This window comes from Citrobacter sp. 172116965, from assembly GCF_013458095.1.
GTDB lineage: Bacteria > Pseudomonadota > Gammaproteobacteria > Enterobacterales > Enterobacteriaceae > Citrobacter > Citrobacter braakii.
The window spans coordinates 480,080-494,255 of the sequence record NZ_CP046673.1; the positions used below are offsets into that span (position 1 = coordinate 480,080).

16 protein-coding genes are annotated in these 14,176 nt (G+C 50.3%); 8 read left to right on the plus strand and 8 right to left on the minus strand.

Going from position 1 to position 14,176, the window contains the following annotated elements; all coding sequences use genetic code 11:
• Positions 1-63: 63 nt before the first annotated feature.
• Both dcuA and aspA read right to left on the minus strand, forming a co-directional pair.
• Entirely contained in the window at positions 64-1,365 is a 1,302-nt protein-coding gene (gene dcuA / locus GPJ68_RS02355; RefSeq protein WP_016151387.1) for an anaerobic C4-dicarboxylate transporter DcuA, read from the minus strand.
• A 115-nt stretch (positions 1,366-1,480) separates the two neighbouring features.
• Complete coding sequence (aspA, locus tag GPJ68_RS02360) at positions 1,481-2,917, minus strand: aspartate ammonia-lyase (RefSeq protein ID WP_016151388.1); 1,437 nt, start codon at positions 2,915-2,917, stop codon at positions 1,481-1,483.
• 338 nt (positions 2,918-3,255) lie between these two features.
• Between aspA and GPJ68_RS02365 the strand changes: the two genes are divergently transcribed.
• Entirely contained in the window at positions 3,256-3,732 is a 477-nt protein-coding gene (locus tag GPJ68_RS02365) for an FxsA family protein (protein WP_016151389.1), read from the plus strand.
• 48 nt (positions 3,733-3,780) lie between these two features.
• On the opposite strand, the gene yjeH is transcribed toward GPJ68_RS02365, so the two are convergent.
• Positions 3,781-5,046 (minus strand): L-methionine/branched-chain amino acid transporter, encoded by a 1,266-nt coding sequence (gene yjeH, locus GPJ68_RS02370; RefSeq protein WP_104651677.1) that lies wholly within the window; start codon positions 5,044-5,046, stop codon positions 3,781-3,783.
• 275 nt (positions 5,047-5,321) lie between these two features.
• Here yjeH and GPJ68_RS02375 point away from each other — a divergent pair, with 275 nt between their 5' ends.
• The 3 genes from GPJ68_RS02375 to GPJ68_RS02385 all read left to right on the plus strand — a co-directional run bounded on the left by GPJ68_RS02375 (position 5,322) and on the right by GPJ68_RS02385 (position 7,911).
• Positions 5,322-5,615, plus strand: coding sequence for a co-chaperone GroES (locus tag GPJ68_RS02375; RefSeq protein ID WP_000027827.1), 294 nt, complete (start codon positions 5,322-5,324; stop codon positions 5,613-5,615).
• Between the two features lie 43 nt (positions 5,616-5,658).
• Positions 5,659-7,305, plus strand: coding sequence for a chaperonin GroEL (gene groL / locus GPJ68_RS02380; RefSeq protein ID WP_003025464.1), 1,647 nt, complete (start codon positions 5,659-5,661; stop codon positions 7,303-7,305).
• A 252-nt stretch (positions 7,306-7,557) separates the two neighbouring features.
• On the plus strand, positions 7,558-7,911 hold the full coding sequence (locus GPJ68_RS02385) for a DUF4156 domain-containing protein (RefSeq protein ID WP_016151391.1): 354 nt from the start codon (positions 7,558-7,560) through the stop codon (positions 7,909-7,911).
• Between the two features lie 86 nt (positions 7,912-7,997).
• Here the strand turns inward: GPJ68_RS02385 and yjeJ are convergent, their stop codons facing one another.
• Both yjeJ and epmB read right to left on the minus strand, forming a co-directional pair.
• Positions 7,998-8,861, minus strand: a complete 864-nt coding sequence (yjeJ, locus tag GPJ68_RS02390; protein ID WP_153646565.1) for a YjeJ family protein — start codon at positions 8,859-8,861, stop codon at positions 7,998-8,000.
• A 183-nt stretch (positions 8,862-9,044) separates the two neighbouring features.
• Entirely contained in the window at positions 9,045-10,073 is a 1,029-nt protein-coding gene (gene epmB, locus GPJ68_RS02395; RefSeq protein WP_047358982.1) for an EF-P beta-lysylation protein EpmB, read from the minus strand.
• A gap of 41 nt (positions 10,074-10,114) precedes the next feature.
• Here epmB and efp point away from each other — a divergent pair, with 41 nt between their 5' ends.
• The 3 genes from efp (at position 10,115) to ecnB (ending at position 11,127) form a co-directional block, all read left to right on the plus strand.
• Positions 10,115-10,681 (plus strand): elongation factor P, encoded by a 567-nt coding sequence (gene efp / locus GPJ68_RS02400; RefSeq protein WP_003025478.1) that lies wholly within the window; start codon positions 10,115-10,117, stop codon positions 10,679-10,681.
• 57 nt (positions 10,682-10,738) lie between these two features.
• The gene (ecnA, locus tag GPJ68_RS02405) at positions 10,739-10,873 is read left to right on the plus strand and encodes a lipoprotein antitoxin entericidin A (RefSeq protein ID WP_016151394.1); all 135 of its coding nucleotides are present in this window, start codon (positions 10,739-10,741) and stop codon (positions 10,871-10,873) included.
• Between the two features lie 107 nt (positions 10,874-10,980).
• Complete coding sequence (ecnB, locus tag GPJ68_RS02410) at positions 10,981-11,127, plus strand: lipoprotein toxin entericidin B (protein ID WP_016151395.1); 147 nt, start codon at positions 10,981-10,983, stop codon at positions 11,125-11,127.
• Positions 11,128-11,157: 30 nt separating this feature from the next.
• On the opposite strand, the gene GPJ68_RS02415 is transcribed toward ecnB, so the two are convergent.
• Positions 11,158-11,757 (minus strand): LuxR C-terminal-related transcriptional regulator, encoded by a 600-nt coding sequence (locus tag GPJ68_RS02415; protein ID WP_046275848.1) that lies wholly within the window; start codon positions 11,755-11,757, stop codon positions 11,158-11,160.
• A gap of 256 nt (positions 11,758-12,013) precedes the next feature.
• On the opposite strand from GPJ68_RS02415, the gene sugE reads away from it, so the two are divergent.
• The gene (gene sugE, locus GPJ68_RS02420; protein WP_016151397.1) at positions 12,014-12,331 is read left to right on the plus strand and encodes a quaternary ammonium compound efflux SMR transporter SugE; all 318 of its coding nucleotides are present in this window, start codon (positions 12,014-12,016) and stop codon (positions 12,329-12,331) included.
• Here sugE and GPJ68_RS02425 read toward each other — a convergent pair.
• Both GPJ68_RS02425 and GPJ68_RS02430 read right to left on the minus strand, forming a co-directional pair.
• Positions 12,328-12,861 (minus strand): lipocalin family protein, encoded by a 534-nt coding sequence (locus tag GPJ68_RS02425; protein WP_016151398.1) that lies wholly within the window; start codon positions 12,859-12,861, stop codon positions 12,328-12,330. The two genes, sugE and GPJ68_RS02425, sit on opposite strands and share 4 nt — an antisense overlap.
• A gap of 93 nt (positions 12,862-12,954) precedes the next feature.
• Positions 12,955-14,100 (minus strand): class C beta-lactamase CMY-82, encoded by a 1,146-nt coding sequence (locus tag GPJ68_RS02430; protein ID WP_063859872.1) that lies wholly within the window; start codon positions 14,098-14,100, stop codon positions 12,955-12,957.
• Positions 14,101-14,176: the final 76 nt, after the last annotated feature.

The following is a 14,176-nucleotide window of genomic DNA, read 5'->3' on the forward strand; positions in this document are numbered from 1 at the left end:
TAGTTAAAGCGGGATGATGAGGAGGAGGAACTGCAGGGCGCGAAGGCACCCTGCAGTAAAGTTTTACAGCATGAAGCTGCCCAGCAAGAAGCCGAAGCAGACAGCCAAAAGCACGCCCAGAGTACCCGGGATGAAGAACGGATGGTTAAAGACGAATTTACCGATGCGGGTTGTACCGGTGTCATCCATCTGCACCGCCGCAACCAGAGTTGGGTAGGTTGGCAGAATGAACAGGCCAGAAACAGCTGCGAAAGACGCAACAGCAGTCAGTGGGGAAACGTTCAGAGCCAGAGCCATCGGCATCAGTGCTTTAGCGGTTGCAGCCTGAGAGTACAGCAGCGCAGAAGCAAAGAAGAAGATGACAGCCAGCAACCACGGATGACCCTGAATTACGCTACCTGCAGTATCTTTGATCCAGTCAATGTTGTGAGATACGAAGGTATCACCCAGCCATGCAACACCCAGGATACAAATACAGGCGCTCATACCCGCTTTAAAGGTGCTGGAGTTCAGGATGGAGTCAGTTTCAACGCGGCAGACGATCGTAGTCAGCGTCGCGACGCTCAGCATGATGATCAGGATTGCGTTGGTGGTGTTCATCAGCGGTTTAGCGACCAGGCCGAGGCTTGGGCTGTTGATGATGGCGTATACAACTACGCAAATCACGCCCAGCAGGAACAACCAAACGGAGGTTTTCGCGCCAGCTTTGATTTCAACTTGTCTTTCACCACGTAGTTCAACCAAACCTTCTTCCAGACGCTTACGATAAATCGGGTCGTCAGACAGTTTGGAGTTGAACAGCATCGTTACCAGGAAGGACATCACCAGAACGGCCAGCAGAGTGGACGGAATGACCACGGACAGCAGGTGAATGTAGCTGATGCCATGACCTTCCATTACGGAAGACATGTAAACCACGGCTGCGGAGATTGGCGACGCCGTAATCGCAATCTGTGCAGAAACCACTGCGGTAGAGAGCGGACGGCAAGGTTTGATACCTTGTTCCTTCGCGACTTCAGCGATAACCGGCAGAGTTGCCAGAGAGATGTTGCCGGTACCGGCAAAGATAGTCAGGAAATAGGTCACGATTGGTGCAAGGATCGTGATGTATTTCGGGTTTTTACGCAGCAGTTTTTCAGTTTGATGAACCAGATAGTCCAGACCACCGGCAATCTGCATGGCAGAGATGGCAGCGATAACCGCCATGATAATGGAAATAACATCGAACGGAATATTACCTGGTTTTACGCCAATAGCGGCAAGAACCAGAACACCCAGCCCACCTGCAAATCCAATACCGATACCCCCAAGTCTGGCACCTAAAAAGATTGCCAGCAAAACGATGATAAGTTCTAAAACTATCATATTAGCCTTCCTTGTTGTTTAACAAGTTGATATTAAATTGTTGTTTTTAAGTAACTTCGAGTAAGAAAAAAGGCACGTCATCATGACGTGCCTTCTCCGGTACTACCCTACACGATTACTGTTCGCTTTCATCAGTATAACGTTTTGCTTTATAAGCAGGGTGCATCAGGTTCTGTGCAGAGAAGATATCGTCCAGTTCAGACTCGGTCAACAGACCGCGTTCCAGGACAACTTCACGTACGCTCTTACCGGTTTCGGCACAAATTTTACCGACGATGTCGCCGTTGTGGTGACCGATGAACGGGTTGAGGTAAGTAACGATGCCGATGGAGTTGAATACAAACGCTTCACAGACTTCTTTGTTAGCAGTGATACCACTAACGCATTTTTCCAGCAGGTTGTAGCAAGCATTGCTCAGAATGTGAATGGATTCAAACATTGCCTGGCCAATGACCGGCTCCATTACGTTCAGCTGCAGCTGACCAGCTTCAGATGCCATAGTAACGGTGATGTCGTTACCGATGACTTTAAAGCAAACCTGGTTTACGACTTCTGGAACAACTGGGTTCACTTTTGCTGGCATGATAGAAGAACCAGCCTGCAGTTCCGGCAGGTTGATCTCGTTCAGACCAGCACGTGGGCCAGAGGAGAGCAAACGCAGGTCGTTACAGATTTTGGACATCTTAACAGCCAGACGTTTCAGTGCGCCGTGAACCATAACGTATGCGCCGCAGTCAGAAGTTGCTTCAATCAGATCTTCTGCCGGAACACAGGCGAAGCCAGTGACTTCAGCCAGTTTCTGTACTGCCAGCGGGGAGTATTCTTTCGGCGTGTTCAGACCCGTACCGATTGCAGTTGCACCGAGGTTAACTTCCAGCAGCAGCTCAGCGGTACGACTAATGTTTTTCACTTCTTCTTTCAACAGTACGCTGAAAGCATGGAATTCCTGACCGAGGGTCATCGGTACAGCATCCTGCAGCTGGGTACGGCCCATTTTCAGGATGTCCTGGAATTCAACAGCTTTTTGTTCGAAGCCTTCACGCAGCTGGTTCAGGGCATCGATCAGTTTGATGATGGATGCGTATACCGCGATACGGAAGCCAGTTGGGTAAGCGTCGTTGGTAGACTGACATTTGTTAACGTGGTCGTTCGGGTTCAGGTACTGATATTCACCTTTCTGGTGACCCATCAGTTCCAGACCGATATTGGCCAGCACTTCGTTGGTGTTCATGTTGACGGAGGTACCCGCACCACCCTGGTAAACATCTACCGGGAATTGATCCATGCATTTTCCGTTATTCAGGACTTCATCACACGCCGCGATGATGGCATTTGCCACACTCTTAGGAATGGTTTGCAGCTCTTTGTTGGCCATTGCCGCTGCCTTTTTAACCATTACCATACCGCGAACAAATTCAGGAATGTCGCTGATTTTGTTGTTGCTAATGTAGAAGTTTTCAATCGCTCTCAGAGTGTGAACACCGTAGTAGGCGTCCGCTGGAACTTCCCTGGTACCCAACAAGTCTTCTTCGATACGAATGTTGTTTAACATGTGAACCTTCTTTTTCAAGCTGCCAATGATTTGACTAAACACACAGGATATATGTGATTTCGATTGTTTCTCGACCGACGATTATCCCCTGCATCGGTCTGATACTCGAGATCATATGCTGGTTCAGGATTTCTACCGTAATCTGGATCACTTAAAGCGTGGAATTTACCCCTTATTTATTATTCTGTGAAATGGATCACCCCTTTAGGATTAATACTAAAAATAAGTGTACAAGCGACTTGAAATTTTGCTAACCACCTCAACATCTAATTGATGCGAGTCACATAATTCATCGGACAGGCGTTGAAAAAAACGACTGTTATTGACAGGAGAACCCTTTGCGCTGGATACCATTACTTGCCATTTTTCTCTATGTTTACATAGAGATATCTATTTTTATTCAGGTTGCCCATGTCCTGGGTGTCCTGATGACGCTGATTTTGGTTATTTTTACGTCGGTTATCGGTATGTCTCTGGTTCGTAACCAGGGATTTAAAAACTTTTTACTGATGCAACAAAAAATGGCGGCTGGTGAAAGTCCGGCTGCAGAAATGATCAAGAGCGTGTCGCTGATCATTGCTGGTCTGCTGTTGGTACTGCCCGGCTTTTTCACCGATTTCCTCGGTCTTCTTCTTTTATTACCCCCGGTGCAAAAACATCTGACGATGAAACTGCTGCCGCATTTGCGTTTTTCGCGTATGCCGGGCGGTGGTTTTAGCGCCGGAACCGGTGGCGGTGAGACCTTTGATGGCGAATTTCAGCGCAAAGACGACGATCGCAACCGTATTGATCATAAAGACGATCCTCGGGATTAAGCATCAGTATGCGGGCCGGATAAGCGTGAGCACCATCCGGCAAAATGCTTATCTGCCGGATGACGGTGTCAACGTCGCTTTATCCGGCCTGCGGGGTAAAAACAGCCACAGCCCTGCCAGCATAATCAGCGCATACAGGCTCTTCCAGCCAACCATTGCCAACAGCAGCAGACACAGTAGACCGCCAATGACCGCCAGCATGCGATACTGCCCTTTCAGTAATCGACATCCCGCCAGCATGCACAGCAAATAAATCATAATAAAGATGCCGTTAGCATAGACGATTAACGCATCGAGATTGATTTTCAGCATATAGATGCACAACGTACTGATCACGCAGCAGCCCAATACGGCGTTTAGCGCATTGCGTGGAAGGTGACGGGGAGACAGACGCGCCAGATGGCTCTCCGGCTTATATTGCGCTTGCGACCAGACCAGCCGGGCGAAACTTTGAATATAAATGTTGAGACTGGCAAAACAGGCCAGATAACCAATGATGCAGGCGACCCACAGTGCCTGTACGCCAAATAACTGCACGACGATCTCTGGCAGTGAGGCCGCCGCCGCCATTTGCTCACCGTAGGCGCCAAAATGAAGCACGACGACGGTGCATGCCCAATAAACAGAGCCCGCAAGCAGCAGGCCGATCATCAGCGCGCGCGGGAAATCCCGCTCCGGGTTTTTGAATTCAGATGCCAGATGGGCAAACGCTTCAAGGCCAACAAAACACCAGAACATCACCGACAGCGCGGCGAACAGTCCGGGGAGCTCAATCTCGGTTATCGCAGGGAAGGGGATTTCGCCAGGTTTCACATCGCCTGCCCACCAGATGGCGACAATGAGGGCAACAATCAATCCGGCAATGACCGTTTGCAGATTAGCGCTAGAGCTGGCACCGTGGGAGCCGATATACCAAACCAATGCCAGCGTACCGAGCTCTGCCAACAGAAGCTGTTCGTCATGCCAGCCAAACATTGCCTGACCAAATCCGGCGGCAATATGTAATGCCGCAGGCAAGCCGACGGGAATCACCGACAAAAATAGCCATCCGGTGACGCGCTCCAGGCGTGGGCCAAAGGCCATACCAACAAAATGCGCCACGCCACCCGCGCTGGGAAAATGACGACCCAGTACGGCAAAGACAATCGCCACGGGAAAGACTAAAACAATCAGCACCGGCCAGGCCCACAGGCTGTTGTTGCCAGCCACCAGCGCGGCTAGCGCAGGGACGGCGAAAACGCCTGTACCTAGCAATGATGTCGACAACAGGCCAATGCCCTGAGCCAGTCCCAGCTCTTGTTTCAGTCCGCTCATAAGTTGTTATCCGGTTATGCCCATTGACCGGGCTACAGCGCAGATTTTTGATGGTATCACAATCGTATTTGCTTATGACGACGTGACTGAAATCGTTATAAAATGTGATGCGCGTCGGCGTTTTGACGGAATTTTCTGCTGATATAAATTTTTTTTCGCTTGCCCCCTTGAAGGTACAAAGCCCCATCCCCATTTCTCTGGTCACTAGCCGGGAAACCGTTCACGGGCCGGCGTCACCCATAACTGATAAAGACTTTCTCAAAGGAGAGCTATCAATGAGTATTCGTCCGTTACATGATCGTGTGATCGTCAAACGTAAAGAAGTTGAATCTAAATCTGCTGGCGGCATCGTACTGACCGGTTCTGCAGCAGGTAAGTCAACTCGTGGCGAAATCATCGCTGTCGGTAAGGGCCGCATCCTGGACAACGGTACCGTACAGCCGCTGGACGTTAAAGTCGGCGATATCGTTATTTTCAACGATGGCTACGGTGTTAAATCTGAGAAGATCGACAATGAAGAAGTGTTGATCATGTCTGAAAGTGACATCCTGGCAATTGTTGAAGCCTAATCCGCGAACGACACTGAACATACGAATTTAAGGGAAAGAGAAAATGGCAGCTAAAGACGTAAAATTCGGTAACGACGCTCGTGTGAAAATGCTGCGCGGCGTAAACGTACTGGCAGATGCAGTGAAAGTTACCCTCGGTCCAAAAGGCCGTAACGTAGTTCTGGATAAATCTTTCGGTGCACCGACCATCACTAAAGATGGTGTTTCCGTAGCCCGTGAAATCGAACTGGAAGACAAGTTCGAAAACATGGGGGCGCAGATGGTGAAAGAAGTTGCCTCTAAAGCGAACGACGCTGCAGGCGACGGTACCACCACCGCAACCGTACTGGCGCAGTCCATCATCACTGAAGGTCTGAAAGCCGTTGCTGCGGGCATGAACCCGATGGATCTGAAACGTGGTATCGACAAAGCTGTCGCTGCTGCCGTTGAAGAACTGAAAGCACTGTCCGTACCGTGCTCTGACTCTAAAGCGATTGCTCAGGTTGGTACTATCTCCGCTAACTCCGACGAAACCGTAGGTAAACTGATCGCTGAAGCGATGGACAAAGTCGGTAAAGAAGGCGTGATCACCGTTGAAGACGGTACCGGTCTGCAGGACGAACTGGACGTGGTTGAAGGTATGCAGTTCGACCGTGGTTACCTGTCTCCTTACTTCATCAACAAGCCGGAAACTGGCGCAGTAGAACTGGAAAGCCCGTTCATCCTGCTGGCTGACAAGAAAATCTCCAACATCCGCGAAATGCTGCCGGTGCTGGAAGCAGTAGCAAAAGCCGGTAAACCACTGCTGATCATCGCTGAAGATGTTGAAGGCGAAGCGCTGGCAACTCTGGTTGTTAACACCATGCGCGGTATCGTGAAAGTCGCGGCGGTTAAAGCGCCTGGCTTCGGCGACCGTCGTAAAGCGATGCTGCAGGATATCGCTACCCTGACCGGTGGTACCGTTATCTCTGAAGAGATCGGTATGGAGCTGGAAAAAGCAACTCTGGAAGATCTGGGTCAGGCGAAACGCGTCGTTATCAACAAAGACACCACCACCATCATTGATGGCGTGGGTGACGAAGCTGCAATCCAGGGTCGCGTGACTCAGATTCGTCAGCAGATCGAAGAAGCAACTTCTGACTACGACCGTGAAAAATTGCAGGAGCGCGTAGCGAAACTGGCAGGCGGCGTTGCGGTTATCAAAGTTGGTGCTGCGACTGAAGTTGAAATGAAAGAGAAGAAAGCCCGCGTTGAAGATGCCCTGCACGCGACCCGTGCTGCGGTAGAAGAAGGCGTGGTTGCTGGTGGTGGTGTTGCGCTGATTCGCGTAGCGTCTAAGATTGCCGGTCTGAAAGGTCAGAACGAAGACCAGAACGTAGGTATCAAAGTTGCGCTGCGCGCAATGGAATCTCCGCTGCGTCAAATCGTACTGAACTGCGGCGAAGAGCCGTCTGTAGTGGCTAACACCGTGAAAGCGGGTGACGGTAACTACGGTTACAACGCTGCAACTGAAGAATACGGTAACATGATCGACATGGGTATCCTGGATCCAACCAAAGTAACGCGTTCAGCTCTGCAGTACGCGGCTTCTGTTGCGGGTCTGATGATCACCACCGAGTGCATGGTTACTGACCTGCCGAAAGGCGATGCGCCTGACTTAGGTGCTGCTGGTGGTATGGGCGGCATGGGTGGAATGGGCGGCATGATGTAATTTAATCTTCATACTTCAAGCCGCAGGTTCATTGGCTGCGTTCGTTTACCCCAGTCACTTACTCATGTAAGCACTGGGGGATTCATGAACCTGCCGCCTGCCTGCAACTTGAATTATTTGATTAAATACGTATCTCGCGAAAAATGAGAAACCCTCGGGCAGAAATGTCCGGGGGTTTTTCTTTTGGTCATCTTTTTAGTATATGATTCAGCTACGGACATAACGTCCAGCTCATTGATTATGGGGAATGACATGCACGTGAAATATTTAGCAGGGATCGTTGGTGCCGCGCTACTGATGGCGGGTTGTAGCTCCAGCAACGAACTGAGTTCAGCCGGGCAAAGCGTACGCTTCGTCGAAGAGAAGCCTGGCGCAGAGTGTCAACTGATTGGCACTGCAACCGGTACGCAAAGCAACTGGCTTTCTGGCCAGCACGGCGAAGAGGGTGGCTCTATGCGTGGCGCAGCAAACGATCTGCGTAACCAGGCTGCGGCAATGGGTGGTAACGTGATTTATGGCGTCAGCAGCCCATCACAGGGAATGCTGTCCAGCTTTGTTCCTACTGCCAGTGAAATGACCGGGCAGGTTTATAAGTGCCCAAATTGATAAATGCTGTTGATGCCTGATGGCGACGCTAAAACGTCTTATCAGGCCTACGATACAAATTCGTCGGCCTGATAAGCGCAGCGACATCAGGCATTTTGAGCGTTATGCGCAGACTGAGCGCGTAAATGATGCAGCGCGCGCAGACACTGCTCCTGATTGAGCTTTTGCGCCTTATCATCCGTCAACGTTCTGACAAACACCTGGCACGGTACACCAGCAAGCTTTTTCAGTCGTGGGCTGAAATCGAGAAGACGGCGAGTAATGGCTTCGGCCTCTTTACTGCCGGAAGGGGCGCGAGTTTTTACTACCGAACCACAGAACTGGGCTTTTCCTTGATCATCTGTATAGCGGTAAATAATCGCCAGATAATGATTAAACAGGCTTTGTTTCCATTCGGGGTGCGTATAAGAGTCGTATTCCAGATTGTCGTTTTCTTGGCAATCAACATCGTACAGCGGCAGGAAATCCAGCAGCGATGTAATTCGTAGCGCTAATTCCCGCATGCCAGCATTATTTATTGCATGAATAACAGCATGGATCAGCACCCGAATCTGTAGTTCATTAATCAGTAATTCACACGTTTGTCCATCATGCAGTGTCAGAGAAAATGTTAAGTTTTCGCCTTTGTCATCCACTAACATCAGCGAATTTATGCGACGATTAATGTCGGCATTTTTTAGCTCATCTTCCTGAATCAAAGGAATATTTTCGTGCATCTTTTTGCTGACTTTATCGCATTCCTTCCCATATTGCGCATGCTCTTCTTCGCTAAGCTGATGTTTGGCAGATAGCCTGCTTTCCAGGGCGATAAGCAGGTCTCTTAGCCCAAGCGGAGAAAGAAAAAATAACGACGTTTTATTCCTTGGTTCTTTTATCTTTAATGCTAAGGCAATAAATTCATTCTTTTGACGAATAACACCGGTATTAATGCCTTTAATACTTATAGTCATAAAAGGTTCTCCCTAACCATATATTTATTAATATTCTGAATTTGGTTCTACTAATACAAATTATGAATTAATGATTTTATAGCGCTAATTAAAATAGCACAGATTAAAAGTGTGGCTCCACTTGTGAGGATTTAAATAATAAGTAATCGTGGTGAGTGTCCGGAATCGGACACTCAATAATGATTATTGTTGGCGTAGTTGCAGATCCAATGGCGTTTTACTTGGCTCACCGCCAATTTCACGCGCCAGTTTGGGGACCATATAGCCGGAAACCAACGTCAGCAGTTCACGCATAATGTGACGTGCCTCATCGTCGCTGACCATAAAGTGGGCGGCACCTTGCACTTTGTCCAGTACGTGCAGGTAATAGGGCATCACCCCCGCATCAAACAGGGCGTTGCTCAGGTTCGCCAGCGTTTGTGCGTTATCGTTCACGCCACGCAGCAAAACGCTTTGGTTGAGTAGCGTGACGCCAGCGGTACGCAGTCGGACCATCGCCTGGTGAAACGCCTCATCGACCTCATTGGCGTGGTTAATGTGGTTGACCAGCAGAACCTGCAGGGAGGAGCGCGCAAAGCGCTGGACCAGTCCTTCAGTAATGCGCGCGGGGATCACAATCGGCAAACGGCTGTGAATGCGCAGACGCTTAATGTGCGGGATGGCTTCTAGTTGCGTGAGTAACCAGTCCAGTTCATGGTCCTTGGCCATTAGCGGATCACCACCGGAGAAGATAATCTCATCCAGCTCAGGATGCGCGCTAATGTAGTCCAGGGCGACCTGCCAGTTGCGCTTATTGCCCTGGTTTTCGGCATACGGGAAGTGTCGGCGGAAGCAATAGCGACAATTTACCGCGCAACCGCCTTTAACCAACAACAGCGCCCGATTGCGATATTTATGCAGCAAACCGGGGACCACGCTGTGCTGTTCTTCCAGCGGATCGGTCGAGTAGCCAGGTGCAGCAACAAACTCTTCCTGGGAAGTAAGTACCTGACGCAAAAGCGGATCGTCCGGATTGCCTTTTTCCATACGAGCAATAAAGGCGCGCGGTACGCGCAGGGCGAAAAGTCGTCTCGCGTCGCGTCCGGCCAACAGTTTTTCATCTGCGTCTATATTCAAAAGATGCAGAAGTTCATCAGGATCGGTCACAACATCGGCAAGTTGCGATAACCAATCTTCTCTGGATGGGGTATTTAGGGTTACAATATGCGCCATTTTGTGGCTTAGCTACCAGTTAACAATTTTCAGAGGGCCTTATGGCAACGTACTATAGCAACGATTTTCGTGCTGGTCTTAAAATCATGTTGGACGGCGAACCTTATGCGGTTGAAGCCAGCGAATTCGTTAAACCAGGTAAAGGCCAGGCATTTGCGCGCGTTAAGCTGCGTCGCCTGCTGACCGGTACTCGCGTAGAGAAAACCTTCAAGTCTACCGACTCCGCTGAAGGCGCAGACGTAGCCGACATGAACCTGACCTTCCTGTATAGCGACGGTGAGTTCTGGCACTTCATGAATAACACCACTTTCGAACAGCTGGCTGCAGACGAGAAAGCGGTAGGTGATAACGCTAAATGGCTGCTGGACCAGGCTGAATGCATCGTGACCCTGTGGAACGGTCAGCCGATCTCCGTGACTCCGCCAAACTTCGTTGAGCTGGAAGTCGTTGAAACTGACCCAGGTCTGAAAGGCGATACCGCTGGTACTGGCGGCAAACCGGCTACTCTGTCTACTGGCGCAGTCGTTAAAGTTCCGCTGTTCGTACAGATCGGTGAAGTGATCAAAGTGGATACTCGCTCCGGCGAATACGTTTCTCGCGTAAAATAAGATATCTATTTGATCTTATGGCGCAGGTTGCTGCGCCATACTTTTTCCAGGGCAGGAATGATGAAACGTCTTCTCAGTCTTGTAATGCTCATCCTTTTCACCAGCACTCTCCTGGCGGGTTGTAATACCGCGCGCGGCTTCGGTGAAGACATCAAACATCTTGGCAATTCAATCTCTCACGCCGCCAGCTAACACTCTCTCATAGTCTTAAAAACGGTTGTTTATCCATCAAACTTGCGGATCTTGTCTATTATTAATGAGCTATACACAAACAATATTGGCTAGAAAAGGAAGACGTTATGGTTAAAAAGACAATTGCTGCGATCTTTTCTGTGTTGGTTCTTTCTTCAGTGTTGACTGCGTGCAATACCACGAAAGGTGTTGGGCAGGATATCTCTGAGGGCGGTAGCGCAATCTCTGGTGCAGCGACAAAAGCTCAACAATAATCATGAACGGTACGACGTCACGTCGTACCGTTAATTCCCCTTCCCGGGGAGTGAGAGAAACGGCGAGAAGCGGTTCCCCATGTGCAGTTTCATGCGGATATTCCGTTTATAGGTGTAGACCGTCTTGCCATGAATGCTGAGTGCGGCGGCTATCGCATTGTTACTCACACCATCCATCCACATCGACAATACTTTCTCCTCCTGCGGCGTAAGCAGCGGAGTCGCGTTTTCGGCTATTTCTAATGTGGGGCGAAGCTGTAGCGCCTCCTGAATCGTGTGTGAGAGCGCGTTCAGCGTGGTGTGCTTGGTTAAGACCGAATAGGCGACGGATTGAGAGGAAGCCATTGAGGTGTGCTGTCTTTCAACTGATTGCAGTAAAATCAGCGGGATGACGCCGCAGCTCATGAAAAAGGGTTTAATTGGCGGACTGGTATGCGTCTCGCTAATAAAACTGTATAAATCCGCGATCACCAGATGCGGCTTCCACTGCAAAATATGCTCTTTTGCTAACAGGAGATTATTGATCCCTGACACAAGAAATGAGGAGCTGAACCTGCCAGAATGATTAAGCAAGGCCTCAATCCCTGTGCGGGTAAAGTGGCACCGGTCAATCACTAAAATTTTAAGCATAACCTTTTCGCATTCAGAAGAGAGGCAATCGACTTTCCGGATTCAGAAAGCCCTTCATCATAGAGAACTCCGATGAGTGCCAAATGCGGGAACTACGCCGCTAATTATGCTTAATTCTTGCTTTTAGCGGGCAGCGAATAAAAAGGTTGAAATTCATTTTCTCTCGGGCAAAAATGCCATTTCACACATCAGCTTTGCAGGACGACCTGCAAACGCTTCTTTCACCGGGGACGGCCCCATTGTTCTGGAGCCTGATATGTCCTGGATCGTTTTATTAATTGCAGGTCTGCTCGAAGTTGTCTGGGCGATTGGCCTGAAATATACCCACGGTTTTACGCGTTTGACGCCAAGCATTATCACTATTGTGGCAATGATCGTCAGTATCGCCATGCTCTCCTGGGCAATGCGTACGTTGCCTGTAGGAACCGCCTATGCTGTATGGACCGGTATCGGCGCAGTCGGGGCGGCCATTACAGGGATTCTGCTGCTGGGTGAATCTGCCAGCCCGGCGCGGTTACTGAGCCTCGGGCTGATTGTGGCCGGTATTATTGGCCTCAAGCTGAGCACCCACTAAGCGCCAGGCTGTTTTACCCAAATCAGCTTATTCACCTCAAACCCTTCCCGGGTCGCGATGGCCAGCATTTGCTGTTTCATTTCATCTGAAATAGTAGGGGTCCGTGAAAGGATCCACAGGTAGTCGCGATCCGGCCCGCAAACTAGCGCGTGACGATATTCCCTGTCGAGGGCAATCACGTTATACCCGCCGTAGAAGGGGCCAAAAAACGAGACCTTGAGCGCAGCGCGGTTTGGGTCGCCAGTGAAGTAGGCTTTCCCCTCCGTTTTCTGCCACATTCCTCTGTCCGGGTTATAGCCCTTGTTAATAACATTGATACCGCCGTCGTCGCGCAGGCTGTAGGTAGCAGTCACTTTTTCCAGTCCGCGCTCGAATCGATGGTCGAAACGCGCAATTTCATACCAGGTGCCCAGATAGCGTGTGGCATCAAAGTTATTTACTACGGTAACACCTTTCGGGGGTGTTGGGGTGCTGCAAGCGACAACCAGAAATGCAGCCGTAACTGCAGCAACGACGGGCAGAATGCGCATGGGATTTTCCTTGCTGGATTTTTGTTAAGTGTAGATGACAGCAGGAAAAAAAGAGAAAGAAAGGAAGCCCAATATCCAGGGCCTCCTTGTCCGTTACTGCAGTTTTTCAAGAATGCGCCAGGCGGCCTCGACGCGAACAGGGTTTGGGTAGCTCTTGTTTGCCAGCATCACGATGCCAAGGTTTTTTTCTGGAACGAACGCAACGTAGCTGCCGAATCCGCCAGTGGAGCCCGTTTTATGCACCCATGAGGCTTTCACGGCAGGCGCGGGCGGGTTTACCTCAACGGCAGGAAGCGCTGCCAGTGCCACTTTGCTGTCGCTACCGCTAATTATCGAGTCGGCCTTCACCGGCCAGTTCAGCATCTCCCAGCCCAGGCCCTGGTACATATCGCCAATACGCCAGTAACGTGACTGCGCAAGCTCGATGCCCTGCTGGAGCGTTTTCTCCTGAACCTGGCTGGCGTCCATGTTGGCCTGAACCCAACGGGTCATATCGATAACGCTCGATTTCACCCCGTAGGCTTCGGCATCAAGTTGGCCAGGGGATACATGCACTGGCTTTCCTTCGCGATAACCCCAGGCATAATCTTTTTGTTCGCTCTGCGGAACCGTAATCCAGGTATGCGCCAGTTTTAAGGGGCGCAGGACGCGTTTGGTCATCGCCTCTTCGTAGCTCATGCCTGAGGGTTTGACCGCCAGGGCACCAAACAGACCAATGCTGGAGTTAGCATAAAGACGTTTAGCGCCTGGGGCCCATTGCGGCTGCCAGTTTTGATAAAAGCGTAGTAACGCGGCTTTATCCGTAACGTCGTCCGGAACCTGAAGCGGCAGGCCGCCTGCCGTGTAGGTGGCTAAGTGCAGCAGGCTGATACCCTGCCACTGCTTACCAGTCAGTTCAGGCCAGTAATGCGTGACCGGATCGCTGAGCTTAATTTCGCCGCGGGCGATAGCATCGCCGCCCAGCACGCCGTTGAACGTTTTACTGACCGATCCGAGTTCAAACAGCGTTTGTTGAGTGACTGGACGGTTATTGGCGATATCGGCTTTACCCCAGGTAAAGTAATAAGGTTTCCCCTGATAGATAATCGCAACGGCCATACCCGGAATAGCCTGCTCCTGCATCAGCGGTGTGATGGTGCGGTTAACGATATCGGCAATTTGTTGTTCTGTTTTTGCGGCGGCAAACGTGGAGAACGAAGCTGTCAGCAGCAGCGCGCAGCATATCGATTTTTTCATCATGAAATCAGTTCCGTAATTAAAAGCGAAAGGGTGTCCGGGCCCGTCAGACGTAATCAGTGTATTTGATTTGCACCGT

Bases quoted from the DNA above. Each gene is read 5' to 3' on its own strand.
- dcuA (WP_016151387.1), bottom strand. From the start codon at position 1,365: ATGATAGTTTTAGAACTTATCATCGTTTTGCTGGCAATCTTTTTAGGT.
- aspA (WP_016151388.1), bottom strand. From the start codon at position 2,917: ATGTTAAACAACATTCGTATCGAAGAAGACTTGTTGGGTACCAGGGAA.
- yjeH (WP_104651677.1), bottom strand. From the start codon at position 5,046: ATGAGCGGACTGAAACAAGAGCTGGGACTGGCTCAGGGCATTGGCCTG.
- GPJ68_RS02375 (WP_000027827.1), top strand. From the start codon at position 5,322: ATGAGTATTCGTCCGTTACATGATCGTGTGATCGTCAAACGTAAAGAA.
- groL (WP_003025464.1), top strand. From the start codon at position 5,659: ATGGCAGCTAAAGACGTAAAATTCGGTAACGACGCTCGTGTGAAAATG.
- GPJ68_RS02385 (WP_016151391.1), top strand. From the start codon at position 7,558: ATGCACGTGAAATATTTAGCAGGGATCGTTGGTGCCGCGCTACTGATG.
- yjeJ (WP_153646565.1), bottom strand. From the start codon at position 8,861: ATGACTATAAGTATTAAAGGCATTAATACCGGTGTTATTCGTCAAAAG.
- epmB (WP_047358982.1), bottom strand. From the start codon at position 10,073: ATGGCGCATATTGTAACCCTAAATACCCCATCCAGAGAAGATTGGTTA.
- efp (WP_003025478.1), top strand. From the start codon at position 10,115: ATGGCAACGTACTATAGCAACGATTTTCGTGCTGGTCTTAAAATCATG.
- ecnA (WP_016151394.1), top strand. From the start codon at position 10,739: ATGATGAAACGTCTTCTCAGTCTTGTAATGCTCATCCTTTTCACCAGC.
- ecnB (WP_016151395.1), top strand. From the start codon at position 10,981: ATGGTTAAAAAGACAATTGCTGCGATCTTTTCTGTGTTGGTTCTTTCT.
- GPJ68_RS02415 (WP_046275848.1), bottom strand. From the start codon at position 11,757: ATGCTTAAAATTTTAGTGATTGACCGGTGCCACTTTACCCGCACAGGG.
- sugE (WP_016151397.1), top strand. From the start codon at position 12,014: ATGTCCTGGATCGTTTTATTAATTGCAGGTCTGCTCGAAGTTGTCTGG.
- GPJ68_RS02425 (WP_016151398.1), bottom strand. From the start codon at position 12,861: ATGCGCATTCTGCCCGTCGTTGCTGCAGTTACGGCTGCATTTCTGGTT.
- GPJ68_RS02430 (WP_063859872.1), bottom strand. From the start codon at position 14,100: ATGATGAAAAAATCGATATGCTGCGCGCTGCTGCTGACAGCTTCGTTC.